The sequence below is a fragment of the Pseudoalteromonas sp. BZK2 genome (assembly GCF_014349195.1).
Taxonomy (GTDB): Bacteria; Pseudomonadota; Gammaproteobacteria; order Enterobacterales; family Alteromonadaceae; genus Pseudoalteromonas; species Pseudoalteromonas simplex.
In genome coordinates this window covers 1-19,406 of sequence record NZ_JACSOG010000021.1, presented here as the reverse complement: position 1 = coordinate 19,406, position 19,406 = coordinate 1, and the positions used below count along the sequence as shown (strand labels likewise).

The 19,406-nt window shown below is 43.0% G+C and carries 12 protein-coding genes; 6 read left to right on the top strand and 6 right to left on the bottom strand.

The genetic code is table 11. The annotated features are described in order from the left end of the window. Nucleotides 1-4: 4 nt before the first annotated feature. Together BIZ38_RS13615 and BIZ38_RS21970 are read left to right on the top strand one after the other, a co-directional pair. On the top strand, nucleotides 5-1,204 hold the full coding sequence (locus tag BIZ38_RS13615) for an ATP-binding protein (protein ID WP_187490510.1): 1,200 nt from the start codon (nucleotides 5-7) through the stop codon (nucleotides 1,202-1,204). 271 nt (nucleotides 1,205-1,475) lie between these two features. After that, on the top strand, nucleotides 1,476-6,407 hold the full coding sequence (locus BIZ38_RS21970; protein ID WP_316247582.1) for a S8 family serine peptidase: 4,932 nt from the start codon (nucleotides 1,476-1,478) through the stop codon (nucleotides 6,405-6,407). A 60-nt stretch (nucleotides 6,408-6,467) separates the two neighbouring features. Here the strand turns inward: BIZ38_RS21970 and BIZ38_RS13605 are convergent, their stop codons facing one another. Continuing rightward, nucleotides 6,468-7,613, bottom strand: a complete 1,146-nt coding sequence (locus BIZ38_RS13605; RefSeq protein WP_187490508.1) for a DUF1624 domain-containing protein — start codon at nucleotides 7,611-7,613, stop codon at nucleotides 6,468-6,470. Next, nucleotides 7,603-9,687 carry a TonB-dependent siderophore receptor gene (locus BIZ38_RS13600; protein ID WP_187490507.1) on the bottom strand — a complete coding sequence of 695 codons (2,085 nt, stop codon included), beginning with the start codon at nucleotides 9,685-9,687 and terminating at the stop codon, nucleotides 7,603-7,605. Before BIZ38_RS13600 ends, BIZ38_RS13605 begins: the two co-directional genes overlap by 11 nt. 279 nt (nucleotides 9,688-9,966) lie before the next feature. Between BIZ38_RS13600 and BIZ38_RS13595 the strand changes: the two genes are divergently transcribed. After that, entirely contained in the window at nucleotides 9,967-10,212 is a 246-nt protein-coding gene (locus BIZ38_RS13595) for a DUF3297 family protein (RefSeq protein ID WP_171040424.1), read from the top strand. 31 nt (nucleotides 10,213-10,243) lie between these two features. Here BIZ38_RS13595 and BIZ38_RS13590 read toward each other — a convergent pair whose 3' ends face one another. Genes BIZ38_RS13590 through BIZ38_RS13575 form a run of 4 tightly spaced genes read right to left on the bottom strand, consistent with a single transcriptional unit; the run spans nucleotide 10,244 to nucleotide 11,851 of the window. Then, nucleotides 10,244-10,387 (bottom strand): hypothetical protein, encoded by a 144-nt coding sequence (locus BIZ38_RS13590; RefSeq protein WP_187490506.1) that lies wholly within the window; start codon nucleotides 10,385-10,387, stop codon nucleotides 10,244-10,246. Nucleotides 10,388-10,426: 39 nt separating this feature from the next. Further along, nucleotides 10,427-10,837 carry a MerC domain-containing protein gene (locus tag BIZ38_RS13585; protein WP_316247581.1) on the bottom strand — a complete coding sequence of 137 codons (411 nt, stop codon included), beginning with the start codon at nucleotides 10,835-10,837 and terminating at the stop codon, nucleotides 10,427-10,429. A 46-nt stretch (nucleotides 10,838-10,883) separates the two neighbouring features. Further along, nucleotides 10,884-11,351 (bottom strand): Fur family transcriptional regulator, encoded by a 468-nt coding sequence (locus BIZ38_RS13580; RefSeq protein WP_187490505.1) that lies wholly within the window; start codon nucleotides 11,349-11,351, stop codon nucleotides 10,884-10,886. Further along, on the bottom strand, nucleotides 11,348-11,851 hold the full coding sequence (locus tag BIZ38_RS13575) for a ZrgA family zinc uptake protein (RefSeq protein ID WP_187490504.1): 504 nt from the start codon (nucleotides 11,849-11,851) through the stop codon (nucleotides 11,348-11,350). The genes BIZ38_RS13580 and BIZ38_RS13575 overlap by 4 nt, the downstream gene beginning before the upstream one ends. Before the next feature lie 140 nt (nucleotides 11,852-11,991). On the opposite strand from BIZ38_RS13575, the gene BIZ38_RS13570 reads away from it, so the two are divergent. The 3 genes from BIZ38_RS13570 (at nucleotide 11,992) to BIZ38_RS13560 (ending at nucleotide 19,190) form a co-directional block, all read left to right on the top strand. Then, on the top strand, nucleotides 11,992-14,415 hold the full coding sequence (locus tag BIZ38_RS13570) for a TonB-dependent receptor (protein WP_187490503.1): 2,424 nt from the start codon (nucleotides 11,992-11,994) through the stop codon (nucleotides 14,413-14,415). Nucleotides 14,416-14,443: 28 nt separating this feature from the next. Continuing rightward, entirely contained in the window at nucleotides 14,444-15,817 is a 1,374-nt protein-coding gene (locus BIZ38_RS13565) for a 5-methyltetrahydrofolate--homocysteine methyltransferase (RefSeq protein ID WP_187490502.1), read from the top strand. A gap of 157 nt (nucleotides 15,818-15,974) precedes the next feature. Continuing rightward, nucleotides 15,975-19,190, top strand: a complete 3,216-nt coding sequence (locus BIZ38_RS13560) for a S41 family peptidase (RefSeq protein ID WP_187490501.1) — start codon at nucleotides 15,975-15,977, stop codon at nucleotides 19,188-19,190. The last annotated feature ends 216 nt before the right edge of the window (nucleotides 19,191-19,406 follow it).

Sequence of the window (19,406 nt, the reverse complement as noted above, 5' to 3'; positions counted from 1 at the left end):
CAGTTTGCTACGCCTATTTTGCTATTTGTATTTAACGCTAGCAGTTTGTCTAGGGAGTGCCGCTTGGTTACTAGAAACCTATTTTCCAAGCCCACCGAGCTACAGTACAGAACAGCAATTAGCAGAAAGCATCTTAAGCCTTACGCCCAATAATCCTGCTATTAAACACACACCTCTTGCAAACTTTTACCTTGGTGAACAACTACAGGCATCACTTTTAGCAGGTCAGGTAATTAGTGTTAACGATGCCAATAGCAACCTTTACTTTCATAAGTTAGCTGATGACAGGCACACCTTATTAAGCATTGGCCCCTACAGCCAGCCTGCTGATCAGGGTTATCAGTCTTTAGTGAGCCTACTGTTTTACTCTAGCCTTGCCTTAGCTGTGGTGATTTTTACAGGTCCACTGCTGTTTGACTTAAATAAGCTACGCAAAGCCAGTAGTAAAATATCTAACGCCGACTTTACAGCACAAGTGCACTTCACACGTTTTAGCCTGCTAAAGAGCATTGGCGATACTTTCGATAACATGGCATTAGCGCTTCATAACCGTAATCAAAGCCAGCGTGAATTAATCAATGCTGTTTCCCATGACTTTTTAACGCCTATATCGCGAGCTAAATTCGCCCTCGAAGCAGTCGTTGATAACAATGCTTATCGGCACAGTGTGTTGCAAGACATTATTGAACTTGAGCTATTAGTCGAAGAGTTTTTAACCTATGCCGAGCTTGAACAATGTGAACCCGCCTTGCTAGTGAAAGACTACTGCCCAGACGAACTATTACAGCCCTGCATTACTAAGTTTCAAAGCTATAGCCCTTTGGCTATTCGCCTTGACTGCGAATTAACAGCCATTTGCGTTGATAAACAAAGCTTTCAACGCTTATTGCAAAACTTACTCGGCAACGCGGTTCGCTTTGCTAAAACGCAAATTCATATCAGGCTTTCACAATGCGAAAACGGCACTTTGTTAGTGATTGAAGATGATGGTCCAGGGATCCCAGAACACATGCGCGCCAGCCTCATGCAGCCATTTTCAAAAACCGCTTCGGTGCACCAAACAGGCTACCAAGGTGTTGGCCTAGGCTTATCAATCGTTAAGCAGCTATGCCTGTGGAATAACGCAAAATTTAGCTTAGATAACGCACAAACCTTAAGCGGAGCAAGAGCGAGTATCCTATTTAGGCCCATCTCTCCTTTATAGAAATGTATCAATCTGTATCAAAGTGAACCATTTATTCACGTTTTATTGATGAAAACACATACATATTTAACCATTCAGCAAGGTTTTTAAGCGAAAAACCCAATGTTTATAGCTTTTCGCCAAAACCGCTCGTTTGTTGGCTAAAAAAGATTTGTTATACCATAACATTTAGTTTGTATTTCAATTCATATAACTACAAGCCAACTTGCTATTCCGCTAGGAATTGCCCCAAAAAAATAAAATCCATGGGAAGTTAGATCACATGTTCAATATGAAAAAAGTATCAGTGATGGTCGCATCTGCACTTTACTTAGGTGTAGGTACGTCTGCTGCTGCGCTAAATGACCAAGCATGGCCAGAACAGCCAGCAGGCTATGCGCCAAAGCAAACCGTTACCAATGAATTTGTGTGGGAAGACAAGGTTAATAACACAGTTAAAAAGCAAAGCCGCGTTTTCACACCAGAGAAAGATATTAGTGGTATTCAAACTTATATCGTGCAACTGGACGATGCACCAATTTCAACTTACCAAGGTGGTGTTAAAGGGCTTGCGAGCACTAAAGATGTGGTAATGCAGACGCAACAAGCAGCAACGCGCTCAACGCTTAATATGGCGCAGCCTGCTATCGCAACTTACGCTAACCACCTAGCAAGTAAGCGCCAATCAGTACTGAGTACTGCGATGAGTCAGCAAGGCTTACAGCTAAATGTTGAGCGCACATTTAATGTGACATTAAACGGTTTCACCACCCAAATGACACAAGATGAAGCGAAGCGCCTTGCTAAAGTGGCTGGTGTTAAGAAGATCACTCGCTCAAAAATCTACAGCCTAAATACGTTTAATACCATTGAGCAAACCGGTGCTTCTGCACTGTGGAGCACAAGTGCTAGCAACCCGAGCAGCAACAAAGGTGAAGGCACGGTTGTCGGTATCATCGATACGGGTATCAATACCGATCACCCATCATTCGCAGCAGTAGGCGGCGATGGCTACACTCACACCAACCCTCTAGGAGACAAGTACCTAGGTGACTGTGCAACCGCTGAATTTGCTGATCTGTGTAACGACAAGCTAATTGGTGTTTATTCTTATCCCGAGATCACCGCAGCTTATGTGGATTCGGTATTTGAAGAGACTCGCCCAGAAAATGGTGAAGACTATCATAGCCATGGCTCACACGTTGCTGGTACAGCAGCGGGTAATATCCTATACGATATTCCTTACAAACTGACTGAGTATGAAAGCCAATCACCAGGTTTAGAAACCAATGTAACTTTCCCGCAAGTATCAGGTATGGCACCCCATGCCAATATCATTTCATATCAAGTATGTTGGCCGGGTAATTCTGGCGACCCATACGCAGGCTGTCCAACAAGCGCTATTTTAGCTGCCGTTGAACAAGCTGCTATTGATAATGTTGATGTACTTAATGCTTCATTAGGCGGTCTTGAAGAAGATCCATGGAGCGATCCAATTGAGCAAGCGTTCATGAATGCAGCCGAAAGTGGTGTATTTGTCGCTGTAGCGGCAGGTAACAGCGGCCCTGAGTATTCAACAGCCGATCACTCTTCTCCTTGGGTTACCACTGTTGCAGCATATAGTCCTGCAAGCAAAGTTAACTTTGGCAATAAACAACTTAAAAACTTAACTGGTGGTGATAATTCAGCGCCTGGTCCTTTTGAAGGTGCTGGTGTCAACTTTAACGAGTTAACAGGTTTAATTGTTGCTGCGACTGATTTTGAAAATCCGAATGAAAGTTCTAGCTATGCACTTGCTAACTGTGACAAACCATTCCCTGAAGGTACATTTGATTTAGTTGATGATCCTGCAACCGCTATTGACGAAAGCGCACAAGATGTCATTGTGGTATGTAAGCGCAGCTCTTATCCGTTATATTCTAAATCATTAAATGTACAAGCGGGCGGTGCTGAAGGCCTCATCGTGTATAACCAAAGTGCCTTTTATGATCGCTATACTATTCCTTCTATTTCCTACCCAATCCCTACAATACATATAAAAAATGTTGATGGTACAAGCTTACTAGAATGGTTGAGCGTAGGCGACAGCCACGTAGGCACCATTGAAGCAACCGAGGGCACCGTAGACGCTGTGGATAAAGACCGCATTGCTTATTTCTCTGGTCGTGGTCCATCATACTTTGGCTTTGATACTTTACTCGTTGATGTAGCAGCCCCTGGGGTCGATATTTACGCACCATCATCAGACGATCAACCGTTTACAAATAATCCTGCAACTTCAGATTGGCAATCTATGTCTGGTACATCAATGGCGAGCCCACACGTTGCAGGCGCGGCAGCATTGTTAAAACAATCTCATCCTGACTGGTCGCCAATGCAAATTCAATCTGCATTGATGTTAACTGCAAATAATCAGCTAGGAGTTGCTCAATACTTAAACAACTATGCAGACGATGGCTTTGATGCGGCACTTGCTGAAATGGGTGCGGGTAAAATGCAAGTTGAGCGAGCAGATAAAACAGGCTTATTGCTTGATGAAAGTATTGCTAACATGGCTGCTGCAAACCCAAGTCTTGGTGGCCGCGAAAAAGCATTAAACACGGCTTACATGGTTGATAATGACTGCGGCTTTAAATGTACATTTATCAGAACCTTTACAGCAACTGAAGACGCAAGCTGGACTCTACATACCGAAAATTGGATTGGTAACAGCAAAATAACGGTGGAGCCAAGCAGCTTTGATATCAGGGCTGGCGAAACACAAAGTATCATTGTTACTGTGGAAGCAAGCCAACAAGCAACGCCGCAAGAGTTAATTGATTACACGGGCAATCAAGGTCAAGTCATCATGACTTCTAATAACCCTGAGTCACCGATTCTAGAGATGCCAGTGTGGACATTTGCCGGTGACACCGGTTTACCTGAATTTATTCAAATTGACGCACACCGACGCTCTGCGACAATGAAAGTAGGACCTTTCAATACGGGTGAAATCAGCAACCTAACCACACAATCGTACGGCTTAGTAAAAGGCCAAGTTGAAACCGTACACCTATTCAACGACACCACACCAGGCGACCCATTCGATAGCGTTGATGTCGACGGTGAAGCTGTAAACAACAACCACATTCAGTGGACCAATGTACCAGAAGACGCAAAAATGCTGAGCGCCAGTGTTATGAATGAACAATCTCGCGTATTGGTATTTATGGGTAAAGATAGTAATGGTGATGGCATTGCGTCTTTTGAAGAAACGCTATGTATGTCAACTAGCTACACCCTAACTAACTTCTGTAACATTGTAGACCCTGAAGCAGGTGAATATTTTACTCTGTATATGAACTTGCAAAACTACGATTACGATGAAGTAGATGAAGGAATAGAAGTTTCATTTGCAACCGCAATTACAACCTCTGACAATGGCTCACTTACTGTTACAGGACCAAGTAGCGTAGCAGGTTACGATAACTTTGAGCTTGACCTTGCATACAATTTACCTGATATGGAAGTAGGAGATATCTACTTCGGTGGCTTTGATATCGGTAGTAATCCAGAAGATATTGGCAATCTTGGTTTTGTACCAGTGATCATCGAGCAAGTTGATAAGGACGTTACTTTTAAGGCGAGCAAAGAAAAAACATTTGTCGGTGATTTAGTCGACTTTGAAATTAGTGTCATTGCCAATAATGAGGATGAAGCACGTCAATTTGCGCTCAATACAGAATTCCCTAATGGGATCAATATTATACCTGATAGCCTTGTTGCAACACACTCAACGCCTGTTGAACCAGTGTTAGATAACAATATGCTTTCGTTAGTAGGCATACAAGAAACCACTAAAGATGTAGGCCGAAATTATAATATTACTACCAATATCACCGATGAAATGTGCTCATTAACCGCGGCTCATTCGCCTGATCCTCACTATTTAGAGCTAAGAGAACTTGGCTGGCGAACACTTGAGGGAGTTGAAGGTCAATATTACAATGAGTTTGAGTACTCGTTTAAAGAACTAATGAACACAGATCTAGATGTGTCATTTCCATTTTTTAATAAGTATCACTTTGATGCTATAAAGCTCAACCCCGCAGGCTTAGTAACATTTGGTTCGCAAGGTCGCACATCACCATTTCATGTTGACCTACCAGAAGGTTACACTCAGCCGCCTCCGCCGCCATACCTTATCGCTCCTTTCTGGGTTGGTGACAACATGATCCCAGAGCGTGTGGACGGTGGTTATGGTAACTATGATGCCAATGCAGGTATTACCCCTACTTACACAGTTTCACGTGAGTGGTTAGTACTTGAATGGGATAACATTCAACGCAGCAACACCGAAGGTCAACTTATTGATGTAGAGATGTTTATGCGAATGGGGATTGATTATGAACCAGGTGAGTATGAGCTACTATTTGCGTATGACAATATTAATCTAGCCGATGCTCAGGGCTCTATTGGCCTAAAAGCCGCTGATGGCAGAGCCTTCATAAGTGGTGACATACCCATCGATTTAAATATCGGTAACAAGCTAGGCTTTAATAATATGGATGAAGTCTTACACGACGACCTAGTTGTGTGTCTTGACTACACAGGCCCTGAAATCTCTAAGTTTGACGTAAAATTCCAGGCTTATATTGGTGAACAAGCAGCAAACCAAACTCACCAACTAACCTTAGTGAACGGCTTAGAAGGTGCAGATGATGAAACCATCACCCTTGAGCTTGAAGTTATCGGTAACCTAGAAATGGCAGGCTTAACTAATATGTCGGTCGCAGAGAACGAAACGATTAGTTTTGACGTGCTTTATGCTGACGAAAACCAAGTGAGCAACCAAATCGAGGTGTTAGGTGAAAACTTCACTTATGAAGTATCTGGTCACACTTCAGGTAGCACTGTGACTATTACACCTGCGGCGCACTTCCATGGTGATATTGATGTAACAGTAAAGGTTAGCGACAACGTTAGCCCAACTGATGCAGCAATGAGCTCATTTGTATTATCAGTGATGTCTGATGGTGAAGAGCTTGGCTGTACTGATAGCTCAGCAACTAACTATGATGAAAACGCCAATACTGACAATGGTAGCTGTACTTTCCCTGAGGCAGTAATCCCAGAGACAGAAATTGAAAAAGACAAGAAATCATCAAGCGGTTCATTCGGCTGGTTACTACTAGCAGTTGCACCACTGATGGCACTTCGTCGTAAAAGATCTCAGATTAACTAAGGACGAGTTAATTAGGATAGTTAAGTAATGCCGATATGTTTAACATATCGGCATTTTTCGTTATAAATACTTTAACCAAGGCTTGTTAGCCTTACGCTTGTATTCACTAAACTTCTTGGTTGGCCAATAAAGCCCTATTGCCAACAATAAAGTAATAAACCAAATACCAGATATATCACTGACTCCTAAATATTGCCCTTGATTTGCCCCCCAGATCAGCATGCCTATTTGATACATAAATAGCAGTACATAGAGGTGGAAAATATAAAAGAACATAGGCACAGAGCCATATACACGTAGCGCATTAGTAAAGCGGTTGAGTGGTCTTTCAAATAACCACAAGCCTACAAACATGCCTGCTAACGTGATCAACAAAAAGCTCAGTGACGGTGGGTACTTAGTCACATTAAACACCGACATCACGGTTTCGGTTGTGGTGCTAAACGTTTGCCATGGCAAAGTTTCACCATAGATATTAAACCCACGCAGCAGCGCAAATAACCCCACACATAACAGCGCTAACATCAGCAATGCTCGTTTACGTGAATCCGCCGATTGAGTATGCGCATATAAAGGACCTGCACAGTAACCCAATAAGATAACACCAATCCAAGGCAGCACTGGGTAGCTAATTTTGACGTCAATTAAACCACCTTGTGATAGATAGCCTCGGTCATGCAAAATCGTCCACAGCGAATAACCAAACTCATCGGGCGTAAAGCTGATTGGCGTCAGTAAGTTGTGACCAAATACAATAACCAAACCAAGTACCAGCAATAGATTGCGTGGCAGCTTAATCAATACTGCTAACACCAGCATACACAGGCCTATCGCCCACATCACTTGCAGCCAAATAGTGTGGTAGTAACCCATCCACGAAAAACAAATTAGGGTCACTTCAAGGGCGATTAAAAAAAGCCCTCGCTTGATTAAAAAGCTGCGTGCTGAACGCGCCACGCCACTTGCTGGGTGACTATAAAGCCACGCCGACAAACCAGTTAAGAAGATAAAGGTTGGCGCACAAAAGTGTGCAGCAAAGCGGCTCCAAAAAAGCCCCGGCGAAGTGGTATCAACCACCATGGGATCGGCCACCTGCATGTGCAAGAAAAACCGCTCTCGCACATGATCAAGTAACATCAGCAGAATAACGACACCACGCATGATGTCGATACTATGAATACGGCTTTTAACTTGCTCAGAAGTCATAGCTTACGCCAAGTTTAAATTGCGTCGGCGCACCCGGGTAGGCCCACAATGCATTGTAAGAACTGGCAATATACTGCTCATCAAACACGTTATCGACATTCAGTGATACTGTCGTACGTTCTGTCGCTCGCCATTTAGCAAATAAACCAACCGTTTGGTAACTCGGTAATCGGAAGGTGAGATCAGCTGGGTCGCCCAAACGGTCAGACACATATTGATAATGACCACCAATCTTTATTTCTTGTGCGAATATACTCAGATCATGGTTTAAGCCAATCGAAAGGTTATTCTTTGGTACGTTCACAAGTGGACTGCCCTTAGGAATTGGCACTAACCAATCAACATTTAGGCTGTCTGTTGCAGTCTCGGCATCCACATAGGCATAAGATAGGGTGTACTCGGTATTGTCACCCAATGAACCTGTTAAATCTAACTCAAAGCCTGTGCTATTTGCTTTACCTACAGGTGTTGAATAACCCACATTTACTGGATCTGCCACCAGCATGTTGCTCTTGCTTGCATCAAAATAAGCAAGCGTACCGCTGATATTGGCGTAGCTAAATTTAACACCCACTTCAAACGAGTCACTTTCTTCAAAACCGAATGGATTACCTTCGGCATCAGTGCCACTCAGTGGTAAAAAGCCTTCTGAATAGCTTGAGTAAAGGTTAATGTCGTCATTAAGTGCGTAAACCACACCAAAACGTGGACTAATGCGGTTTTCTTTGCTGTTTGATGCCACACCAGACTTAGTCTCAAAAATATCTTGTTCAATTTCATCAAAACGCAGACCTAACATCACTTTTAAGTTATCGGTTAGATCTAGTTGGTCTTGCAGGTAAATACCGTACGCATTTTGCTGTTCGTTATTTTCGTACTGCATGCCCACTTCAGGGCCTTCAGTAGTGCTGTACTCTGGCTCATAAATATCAATAGTGTAAGTGCCATTACCACCACGGTAGCGATAAAGCCCAGTGCGCAGCTCATAGTCGTAACCATCAACACCAATCAGTACATGGTTAGTAATACCGGCAACATCAAAGTGACCGCTTAATTCAAAGCGCAACGATAAATCATCAGATTCATAGTCACGGTATCTGTGTTGGCGAGTTAAGGTTCTGCCATCATCAAATAATGACTGGCGCGATGGTGACAGCTCAGCATCTGACGAATAACCCGTTAACGTTGCAGTACGATAACTCGCACCTAATAACACGCTCCAATCTTGGTTTAGATCGTTGCTGTAATTTAATTGATGGCCGCGCGAGTGCACCTTAGTTGGTGCATCATTTGGGTTACCTAAAAAACGTGACTCAGGCACGGTATCAAAATCACCATTTAACACCACAATACCGCGGTCATACATTTGCTGTTGGTCAACATACTCAAACTCATAAGTCAGCGATGAGTTATCGTTGATTTGATAATAAAACGAAGGCGTAATCACGAATTTGTCGTGGTGTACATAGTCTCTGAAGCTGTCGCTATCTTGCCATGCACCATTAATACGAAACGCTAAATCATCGCTTAGACCGTTAGTGAAATCACCTTGAATACGCTTGTGATCATCGCTACCGAACTCAGCTTGAAGTTGCCCTTGCTGATAAAACTGTGGCTTTTTAGTAATAATGTTTACGGTACCGCCCGGCTCTGAGCGGCCATAGAGTGCTGAGCCAGGTCCTTTTAATACTTCAATGTATTCAATATTTGATACATCACGCGGACCTGCAAAGCCGCGACCACCACTAAAACCGTTAACTAAATACCCAGACGGCATATTTTCGTTACCTGATAAACCACGGATTGAATAGCTATCCCACAGCGCGCCACCATTATTCTTGCGAGTAATGCTGGCAGAAAAATCCAGTGCATCACGAAACTTAGTAATACCGTTATCAGTCATCATGTCTTTACTTAATGTGGTGATCGACTGCGGTAAATCTTTTGTTGGAATATCACCACGAAACGCCTGTTTGTGTTCAATGGTGATTGTTTCGATATCGCTGTTATCAGCTGCATGTGTATTCGCTGCAAACGCCGCAGCTAAGGCTAAACTTAGTGTTGAGTACTTCATAAGGTCTGATTGTAGAAATTAAGCAAAATGATTTGTTATAAAATAACACAAATAAAAAATGGGTTATAGTATAACAATGCATTTTATTGCTAATTTTTAACCCGTCATTTTGACTACTGCTCAACATACGACTTCGACAAAAGAGTGAAGCCATAGCCATGCGTGAAGAGCATTCAGAACAAGCCTGCGAGTAAACAATAAAATTGCCATGTAGATACTTGAGCCAATGCCAGCTATTGCCTACAATGGCGCACAATTTATTCAATGCAGATCGCGACTATGACTGATACACAAAAACCAGAATTACCAAACCAACTTTCTATCAACCCACGTAGTAAATTTTATGTGGAAGAAGTTTTCGAGCATGAAATTGGTGTAAAACTTAACGGCAAAGAGCGTTTTGACGTTGAAGAATACAATATCAGCGAAGGCTGGATCAAAATCGCTTCACCAAAAGCGCTTGATCGCCGTGGCCAACCTTTACTATTAAAAGTAAAAGGGACTGTAGAAGTATTCTACAAGTAAATCAGTTTTACTGAACAAGCGTGTTGGTCAATCACTTATTGGCCGACAAGCTTGTATGTAGGGCCTGCTTATAAGCTTCTATTGCGGGAATAAAGGCGGTGATCACCGCTGCAATCGTTATCATCAGCACTAATTCAAGTATCTGCCGATTAAAAAGCTCTCCAATTAAAGTCATCAGTTAAACACTCATTACTCAATTTTATTCTGCAACCTATCACTGTTCGCTAGGACAAGGGCAGTGTTCATCTACTTTTGTATTACATAAACGAAAGTTAAGCCAATGCCCTGCAATCACAAATAACGACCCTAATAAAGTTAACACTTTCTCGCCTGCTTCACCGATAACATTTTCACCTAACAATACAGCCGACAATAATAATGCCAGACCCACAACGCCTAATATAAGTAATCGGTAACGCTTGTGCTTTTTGCATCCTAAAAATAGAGCAAGCAAACTACTTGGGATCACCGCCGCTAACATCCAAAAATGAAATTGCTCGTTACCTAAACCCAGTGCAGCGGCACTTGGTAATAAAACTAATAATACTGGCACAGCTAAGCAGTGAATCGCACACATAGCTGATAACCCTATGGCAAACTTATCCATCATTAATTGTAATTTCACTGAAAAATTCCTAAAAAAATAGAACACATGAATTATAAAAAGTGCATCAAGCAAGTTTAGCTTGGCACTCACTGCATACTCCCATCATTTCAAATTGCTTTGTTTGTGAGGTAAAGCCCACATCAGCAAAGTGAGGGAAAAGCTTTGCAACATCACTTTGTGAAACCGCTAAAGTCTCAACTTTTTGGCAATGACGGCAAATCAAAAATAAAGAAATCTCACGCTTAAAAACCTCACTGTCGGTACCGTAAGCGATATATTTGTTAGCACTATTAAGCCTGCGAACAAGGTTTACCGACTCCAAAAAGCTCAAGATTCGATAAACAGACATAACAGATACACTAGAGCTTGTGCGCAGCTTGTAACAACTAGCCAATTCATAGGCCGATAACGGCACGTCTGTGGTTAGTAATATTTGCAGTATTTGCTTGCGCTGAATGGTGAACTTTCTGCCATTCTCAAGGCATACCTGCTTTGCTTTATTAAGTGTGCTGGTTAATCGCTGTTTATTCATAGCGGCCACTCAATATAAGGTTTTGTTGCTGTCAGCTCTGCTATCCCTTGCGCTTGCTCTGTGATCCACTGCGCTTCGATAACAGATATCGCTTCAGCCCATGCAAATAAAGTAACAGTGACTTTAGAAACGGGCTTATCACAGCTAAATGAGTATTCAACTTCTAAATCTTGATGTGCATGATGAGTGTGATGCTCAAATGGGTTTTCAAATTTAGCATGAATAAGCTTACATTCGGCGTTAAATGTCACTAGCTGCTGTGAATTTGCTAATTGGGCTAACGTTTGTTTAATGACCTGCTTTTGTTCAGCTGTTTCGGGTTGATGTTCAAAGCCAAAAATATCTCCAGCCGGTAAAATGAACTTAACCTGCCACTTGTCTTGATCATGAACCACAAAAAGCACTCCCTCACCATGTGAATGATGATGGTGTTGATGCCCTTGAGCTGAAAAAATACATCCAACCATAAAGCATATCACTGCCAACTTTGCTGCTTTCATAACCCGAACCACTCCATTTACCTCACTATAAATATGCTGTTACAAAAAAGAATAAAACTCATTCATCGATTCACACTTGATACATTATAACAATTAAAGCACAATTGATACATTATAACGTACTAAAAGAGTGGTAACTAATGAATAACATATCAAAAATAGCTGTCGTCATAGCGACGTTATTACCAGCCAGTGTCTTGGCGCAATCAATCAAAGGCGTTGTGTTAAATAACCAAGGTAAAGCGGTTGCAAATGCCACAGTTGACCTTGAAGGCTCTGATCAAAAAGTAACAACTAACGACAAAGGTGAGTTTGAAATCAGCGGCTTAAATAACGGCTTAAAAGAGCTACATATTTCAGCGCCAGGTTATGCTCACTTACATCGAGATATCACACTTGCCAATGACCAAGACCACAGCGCAACCTTTAATCTAAAGCGCTCACCGATTGAAGTGATTGATGTTGAAGCAACGCCGATTCATATGTCGGCAATGGAATCTGCCTCACCTGTTAGTGTGTTATCTGGCGAACAATTAAGACGCCAACAAGCATCAACGCTTGGCGATAGCCTCGAAAAGCTGCCGGGCGTTAACACAAACTTTCATGCCAAGGTTGCCAGTACGCCTGTGATCCGTGGTTTGAGCGGCCCACGTGTTTTAATTACGCAAAATGGCTTAGATGTAAGTGATGTGTCACGTGTTGGCCCTGATCACTCAGTGGCATCTGAAGCATCAACGGCACAGCAAATTGAAGTATTACGTGGCCCAGCAACTCTATTTTATGGCAGCGGTGCAATTGGTGGTGTCGTCAACGTAGTTGATAGTCGCGTACCAACAGATAGCACAACACGCGGTGAGTGGAACCTAGAACATAACTCTGTAGATGAGCAAAAAGTTGCTTCGTTTAATGCCACCACAGGGACAGAGTCATTTGCCTTTTATGCTGATGCATTCTGGCGTGAATCAGACGATTACGAAGTACCTGTTGCCGCCGATATTGACGACACAGAGCGCAGCTCAAAGTACGTAGTAGAAAACAGTAATGAAGACTCAGATGGCTTTACTTTAGGCACTAGCTATTTATTTAAGCAAGGTTACCTTGGTGTTGCGGTTGAGCAATTTAACCGCCAATACGGTATTCCTGGCCATACTCATGGTGAAGAAGAAGAGCATGAAGGACATGACCATGAAGAGGAGCACAGCGAAGAAGAAGCCGTTTTTGCTGATCTTGAACAAACCAAAGTTCAGCTGCTTGGTGAATACAATATCGACAGTGAATGGCTAAGCAAAATTAACTTACGTGCGGGCCACACTGACTACGAACACGCTGAAATCGAACACGGCGCAGTAGGCACAACTTTCAAAAATGAAACCAATGAGCTGCGCGTTGACATTCTGCATAGCCAATTTGATGAGTGGAATGGTGGCGTTAGCTTTCATTACAAAAAAAGTGATGTAGAAGCACAAGGCTCTGAAGCCTTCACTCCTCCGTCGGTTACTGAAAGTATTGCTTTTGCAATTATGGAAGAAAAGCATTTTGGCGATTTTTTAGTGCAATTAGGTGGCCGTGTTGAGCGAGTTACTATTGATGCTAATAATGTGCTGTTACCTGAGATCGACGCCCATGCACATGATGAAGACGGTGATGACCACGACCATGATCATGACCACGAAGAATCAAACTACACACGTGTATTTGATGTTGCCCAAGAGTTTACACCGGTAAGCTTATCAACAGGGGTGGTATGGGATTTTACACCGGGTTATAACCTAGGTATATCGGTATCGCGTTCTGAGCGTGCTCCATCTGCTTCTGAGCTGTTATCTTTTGGCCCACACATTGGTACTGCAACTTATGAAGTTGGTGCGCTATTCGACACTCATGATGGTCATTTTGAGCTTTCAGAAGACGCTATCGATTTAGAAACGGCAAATAATATCGACCTGACATTCCGTAAAACCGAAGGTGATATTGGCTTTATCTTCAATGCGTTTTACAACCAAGTAGATAACTATTATTACCAGATCAACACAGGTCTATACGCAGAAAGTGGCCATGATCACGACCATGGCGATGAACATGCTCACGAAGATGAGCACGATCATTCATCTGAGCTACCTGTTTATTTATTTAAAACAGATGACGTGGTTTTACATGGTTTTGAAGCGCAAGTTGCGTGGCAGTTAACCGACGAATTTAAAGTCGACTTATTCTCTGATTATGTACGCGCTCGCCTAAAAGACGGCGGAGATTTACCGCGTACTCCACCACTGCGTTTTGGTACTGAGTTTAGCTATCAAACCGAAAACCTAACGGCAAATATTCACGTTACGCGCTACCAAGAGCAAGACCGCATAGCACAAGAAGAAACCACAACAGACGGCTACACCCTTGTTGATGCCAGTATTTCTTATGACTTATCTGTATTGAACCAAGACGTCTCACTTTACCTAAAAGGCACTAACTTAACGGACACAGAAGCCCGCGTTCATAGCTCATTCTTAAAAGATATTGCACCACGTCCTGGGCGCAGTTTTGCGCTTGGTGTTCGCGGCTACTTCTAAAACAAAATTACAAATAAAGGAAACCTACATGACACACTTATTTAGATTAAAACTATTAGCACTGGCAATTAGTAGCACTCTGATCACCGCATGTGGTGATGCAGAAACAAATATTGTTGAGAAAGACCCTATCGAGGTTCCAGACGACGGTGGTGATGACCATGATCACGATCATGACGATGGCTATACCATTGACTCAATGGGTCGTTTAGCGGTTTTAGCAGCAGATAGCAACGAAGCGAATATTTTTGATTTAGATGACGACTCGTTACTAGAAACGTTTTCGCTTACTCATGAATCAAGCTCACTAAATGTTTCACCAAGCTACCGTTATGCGGTTATTGCTAACCGTAACCAAGATTACTTAGGTTTTATTGATGGCGGTTTATGGCGTGAAGATCATGGCGAACATTTACATGACTATAAACAAGGCCCTGCATTTAGTGACTACGAGCTAACAACTGGCAGCCGCCCTACTCACATCGTTAAACATGATGGCCAAATGGCCGTGTTTTACGATGGTAATGCCGACGCAGGTACAGTTGCCTCTGTAGAAGTGTTAACCGATAACGATATTACAAACGAAACAGAGACGCTTGCAGGTATTCAGTACGACATCAATATGCATGGTGTTGCAGAGCCTCGTGGCGAGCACCTAGTTGCAACATTGCGTCGTGCTGATAGCGAAAGCACTTCAAACGCTAAAATCCTGCCAGATCAAGTGGGTGTTTTTCACCTTCATGACGGTGAATATGAGCTTGAACAAACATTTGAAGTTACCTGCCCTGACTTACACGGTGCAGCGCAAAACCATGATTATGTAGCATTTGGTTGTGGCGACGGTGTACTAATAGCTCACCAGCATGATGATGAATACCATGCAGAAAAAATCGCAAATATTGATGCGCTAGGTGATACACGTATCGGCACATTATATGGCCATGAGGGTAGCGAAAGCTTCATTGCAATTGCATCGGGTGTATTTGTAAGTATCAACCCAAGTGAAGCTGAAATGGAAGTACTTGAGTGGCAACTTGATGAAGGCGCAAGTGCTGTATCTTACTCATTCTCAGCAAGCGGTGAGCACTTTTTAGTACTTGATAGCTTAGGCTTTTTAAACGTGCTTGAAGCCCATGAGCACGACGGCCACATGCACTGGGAACTTGCCGGTAAAGTAGATATCACTGAAGAAGACGTAACAACGATGCCAGAAGGCATGAACTTCAGCATGACTGTGTCACAAAATAGTGAGTTTGCTTACGTTGCTGACCCTATCGCTCAGCACGTACTAAAAGTACATATCGAAGATCTTGAAATTGAAGGTGATCTTGAACTGACTTTTGCACCAAGCGCTATCACTTGGTTAGGTATTGCAGAAGAAACTGACGATCACGACCACTAAGAAGTTATGTTTTATGGTATGACATAGCTCGCAAAGGTTGGCATTTAGTGCCAACCTTTTTTTATTCATATTTTGTAACAGACTTTCATCGCAACTGCATCGCTATTTAAAACTGAATAGTTATGATGTAACAGTTCCCAAAATAGGATGTAATCCCATGAAAAAACTAACAACGTTGGCACTGGCCATGGCTGCGACACTGGCACCTTGGGCATCAGCTTACGAAACAAAAGACACGCGCTTACTGCGCTTTCCAGATATTCATAACCAAAACGTTACATTTGTGTATGGTGGCGATATTTACATTGCTAATACGCAAACAGGCGAGAGCAAACGCTTAACCGACCATATTGGCTTTGAAACCTTCCCTAAGTTTTCACCTGATGGTAAACGCATTGCCTTTGCAGCCGAGTACAATGGCAGCCGCCAAATTTATGTAATTAACAGCGATGGTTCTGGCTTAAAGCAACTGACTTACTACAACGATGTTGGCCCAATGCCACCACGCGGCGGTTTTGATTATCGTGTTCTCGATTGGACACCAGATGGCAAAAATGTGGTATTTCGTGCTAACCGCACACCGTGGGGTAAACGTATGGGTCGTCCATACATGGTGCCTGCTGACGGTGGCCTTGAGCAACCTCTGGCTATTCCAGAAACCGGTGGCGGCATGCTTTCGCCAGATGGTAGTAAATATGTTTACACGCCAATTGACCGTGAATTTCGTACTTGGAAGCGCACCCGTGGCGGTCGCGCACAAGATGTCTGGGTTTACGATCTAAAAAACAATACCTCAGAGCAGCTAACCACTAACCGCGCTACCGATCAGCAACCAACTTGGGTTGGCGACAACATTTACTTTGTATCTGACCGTGATTACACCCTTAACTTGTATCAATACCAAAAAGGCGCTGAGCCTAAGAAGCTGACCAACCATAAAGACTTTGATGTACTGTGGCCATCAGCTGGCCCAAATGCCGTTGTTTATGAAAACGGTGGTTACCTTTACCGCTTTGATCCAAAAACTCAAAAAAGCAGCAAGCTGAGCATTAACATTGCTGGTGTGCGTCAATACGCAATGCCGTACACAAAAAATGTGAGTGACTTTATCGACTCAATGTCGATTTCTCATGATGGTAAGCGTGCACTCTTTACTGCCCGCGGTGAGCTATTTAGCGTACCGGTTAAACAAGGCCCAACACGTAACTTATCTTACACAGCAAAAGGCCGCGAAATTGACGCAAGTTGGTCGCCAAATGGCCGTTATATTGCTTATATGAGCGATGAAAGTGGCGAATACGAAATTTACTTAAAAGACCGCAGTAAAAATAATGCCACCAAGCAGCTAACCAGCAACGGCACTATTTGGCGTTTTACACCTATTTGGTCACCAGATAGCTCAAAACTATTATTTGCAGATAAAAACCACACACTTTGGTGGATAGATGCAAAGTCAGGAAAACAACACAAAATTGATACCAGCATCTACGATGAAGAAGGCATTCGCCAATATGCTTGGTCGCCAAATAGCGAAGACATTGTGTATGTGAAAAACAATGAAAACCGCTATGCCTCACTGTGGCACTACAATGTTGATAAAAAGAAAGTGACTCGCTTAACGGATGAAATGACCAATGAGCAAAACCCAACTTTCTCTCCTGATGGTCAATACCTGTATTTTAGTTCTGAGCGCGACTTTAACTTAGCCTTTAGCAGCTACGAGTTTGACTACATGTTTAATCGTGCAACGCGTATTTATGCCGCAGCCGTAAATGACAGCATCAAACCACTTATCGCACTACAAAGTGATGAAACAGCGATCGTCAGCGATAAACAAAAAGATGACGACAAGAAAGCGAAAAATAGCCTGCAAAGCAGTGACTTTATGCAGCGTGTAACCGCTTTAAATGCGCCAGCTGGAGATTATCGTGGTTTAACGGCAGTAAAAGGTGGCGTGCTAACACTGGCTAATGGTGGCCTACAATTGATAGGCACAGCTCACGACAGCGAGCTTGAAACCGTGGCTAAAGGGGTTCGTAGTTATACTATTTCGAGCAACGGTGAGCACCTGTTAGTGCATGCGGGTAACGATTACAGCTTAATTGAGCCTAAAGCAAAACAAGACCTAGCAGCGAATAAGCTTGATCTTAGTAACATGACCTTAAAAATTGAGCCACAAATTGAATGGCAGCAAATGTATGTTGAAGGCTGGCGTACATTACGTGATTGGTTCTACGACGAAAACCATCACGGCCAAGATTGGGACGCTATTTTAGCCAAGTATCAACCTATGGCTGACGCTATCTCACACCGTAGTGACCTAGATTACATTCTCAGTGAAATCGCAGGTGAAATTAACGCAGGCCACATTTATGTGCAGTCGGGTGATATGCCAAAAGCAGAGCGTAAAAAGCACGGCTTATTGGGTGCAAAACTTGCCAGCGATCCATCTGGATACGTAAAAATTGAGAAAATATTCCAAGGTGAAAACTGGCATGAAGACTTCCGCTCACCACTTGGCACAACAGGGGTAAAAGCACATAACGGCGACTACATCATTGCCGTAAATGGCCGCTCAGTAAAAGACGTCGCTAACTTCTACGAATTACTAGAGAACACTCAAGGTGAGCAAGTTGAGCTAGTCCTTAACAGTAAACCGCGCAGCAAAGGTGCATGGCAAGTTACCGTTAAGCCTGTCTCCAGCGAGCAAGGTTTGCGTTATTTAGACTGGGTTAACTCTCGTGCAGCCTACGTTGATAAGCTATCAAATGGCCGTATTGGTTATGTTCACTTACCAAATACAGCGTTTGAGGGTAACCGCGCCATGTTCAAAAACTACATGCCGCAAACCACCAAAGACGCCATGATTATTGATGACCGATACAATGGCGGCGGCTTTATTCCTGAGCACATGATCACTTGGCTTGCTCGTAAGCCGCTTAACTATTGGAAGCGTCGCGGTGTTGAGCCAACGAAAACACCACAATTTGCTCATGATGGTCCAAAAGCCATGCTGATCAATGGTTACTCAAGTTCAGGCGGTGACGCTATTCCTTACTACTTCCGCCAAGCAGGGTTAGGTAAGCTTATTGGTACCCGTACTTGGGGTGGATTAATTGGTATTTCAGGTAACCCAAGCCTTGTCGATGGCGGCCAAGTTATCGCGGCAACATTCCGCATTTTAGATAACGATGGCAACTGGATCATCGAAAACGAAGGTGTAACCCCAGATATCAAGGTGGTTGATCGCCCAGAGTTAATCTACCAAGGTAAAGATCCATCGATTGAACGTGCCGTAGAAGAGCTTTTAAAAGAGCTAAAAGACAACCCGAAAAAGCCACTCACCGTGCCACCAGCACCGACTGACTTTTAATACTTAACTGGTTGTTAAAAAACAAAAAACTCCGCAGCAATGCGGGGTTTATTTTTAATTAAAAGAACTACCTTTTTACTTGTATATACAAATAATACCAATTAGCTTAATTAAGTGGTCTATTTTGAGGCAATAAAACCTCGTTGATAACAAGGCAAAAATTTCGTTATTTAGTTGTTCTAAATCAGAAATTTTTAACGCAGGTAGCGACAGGTT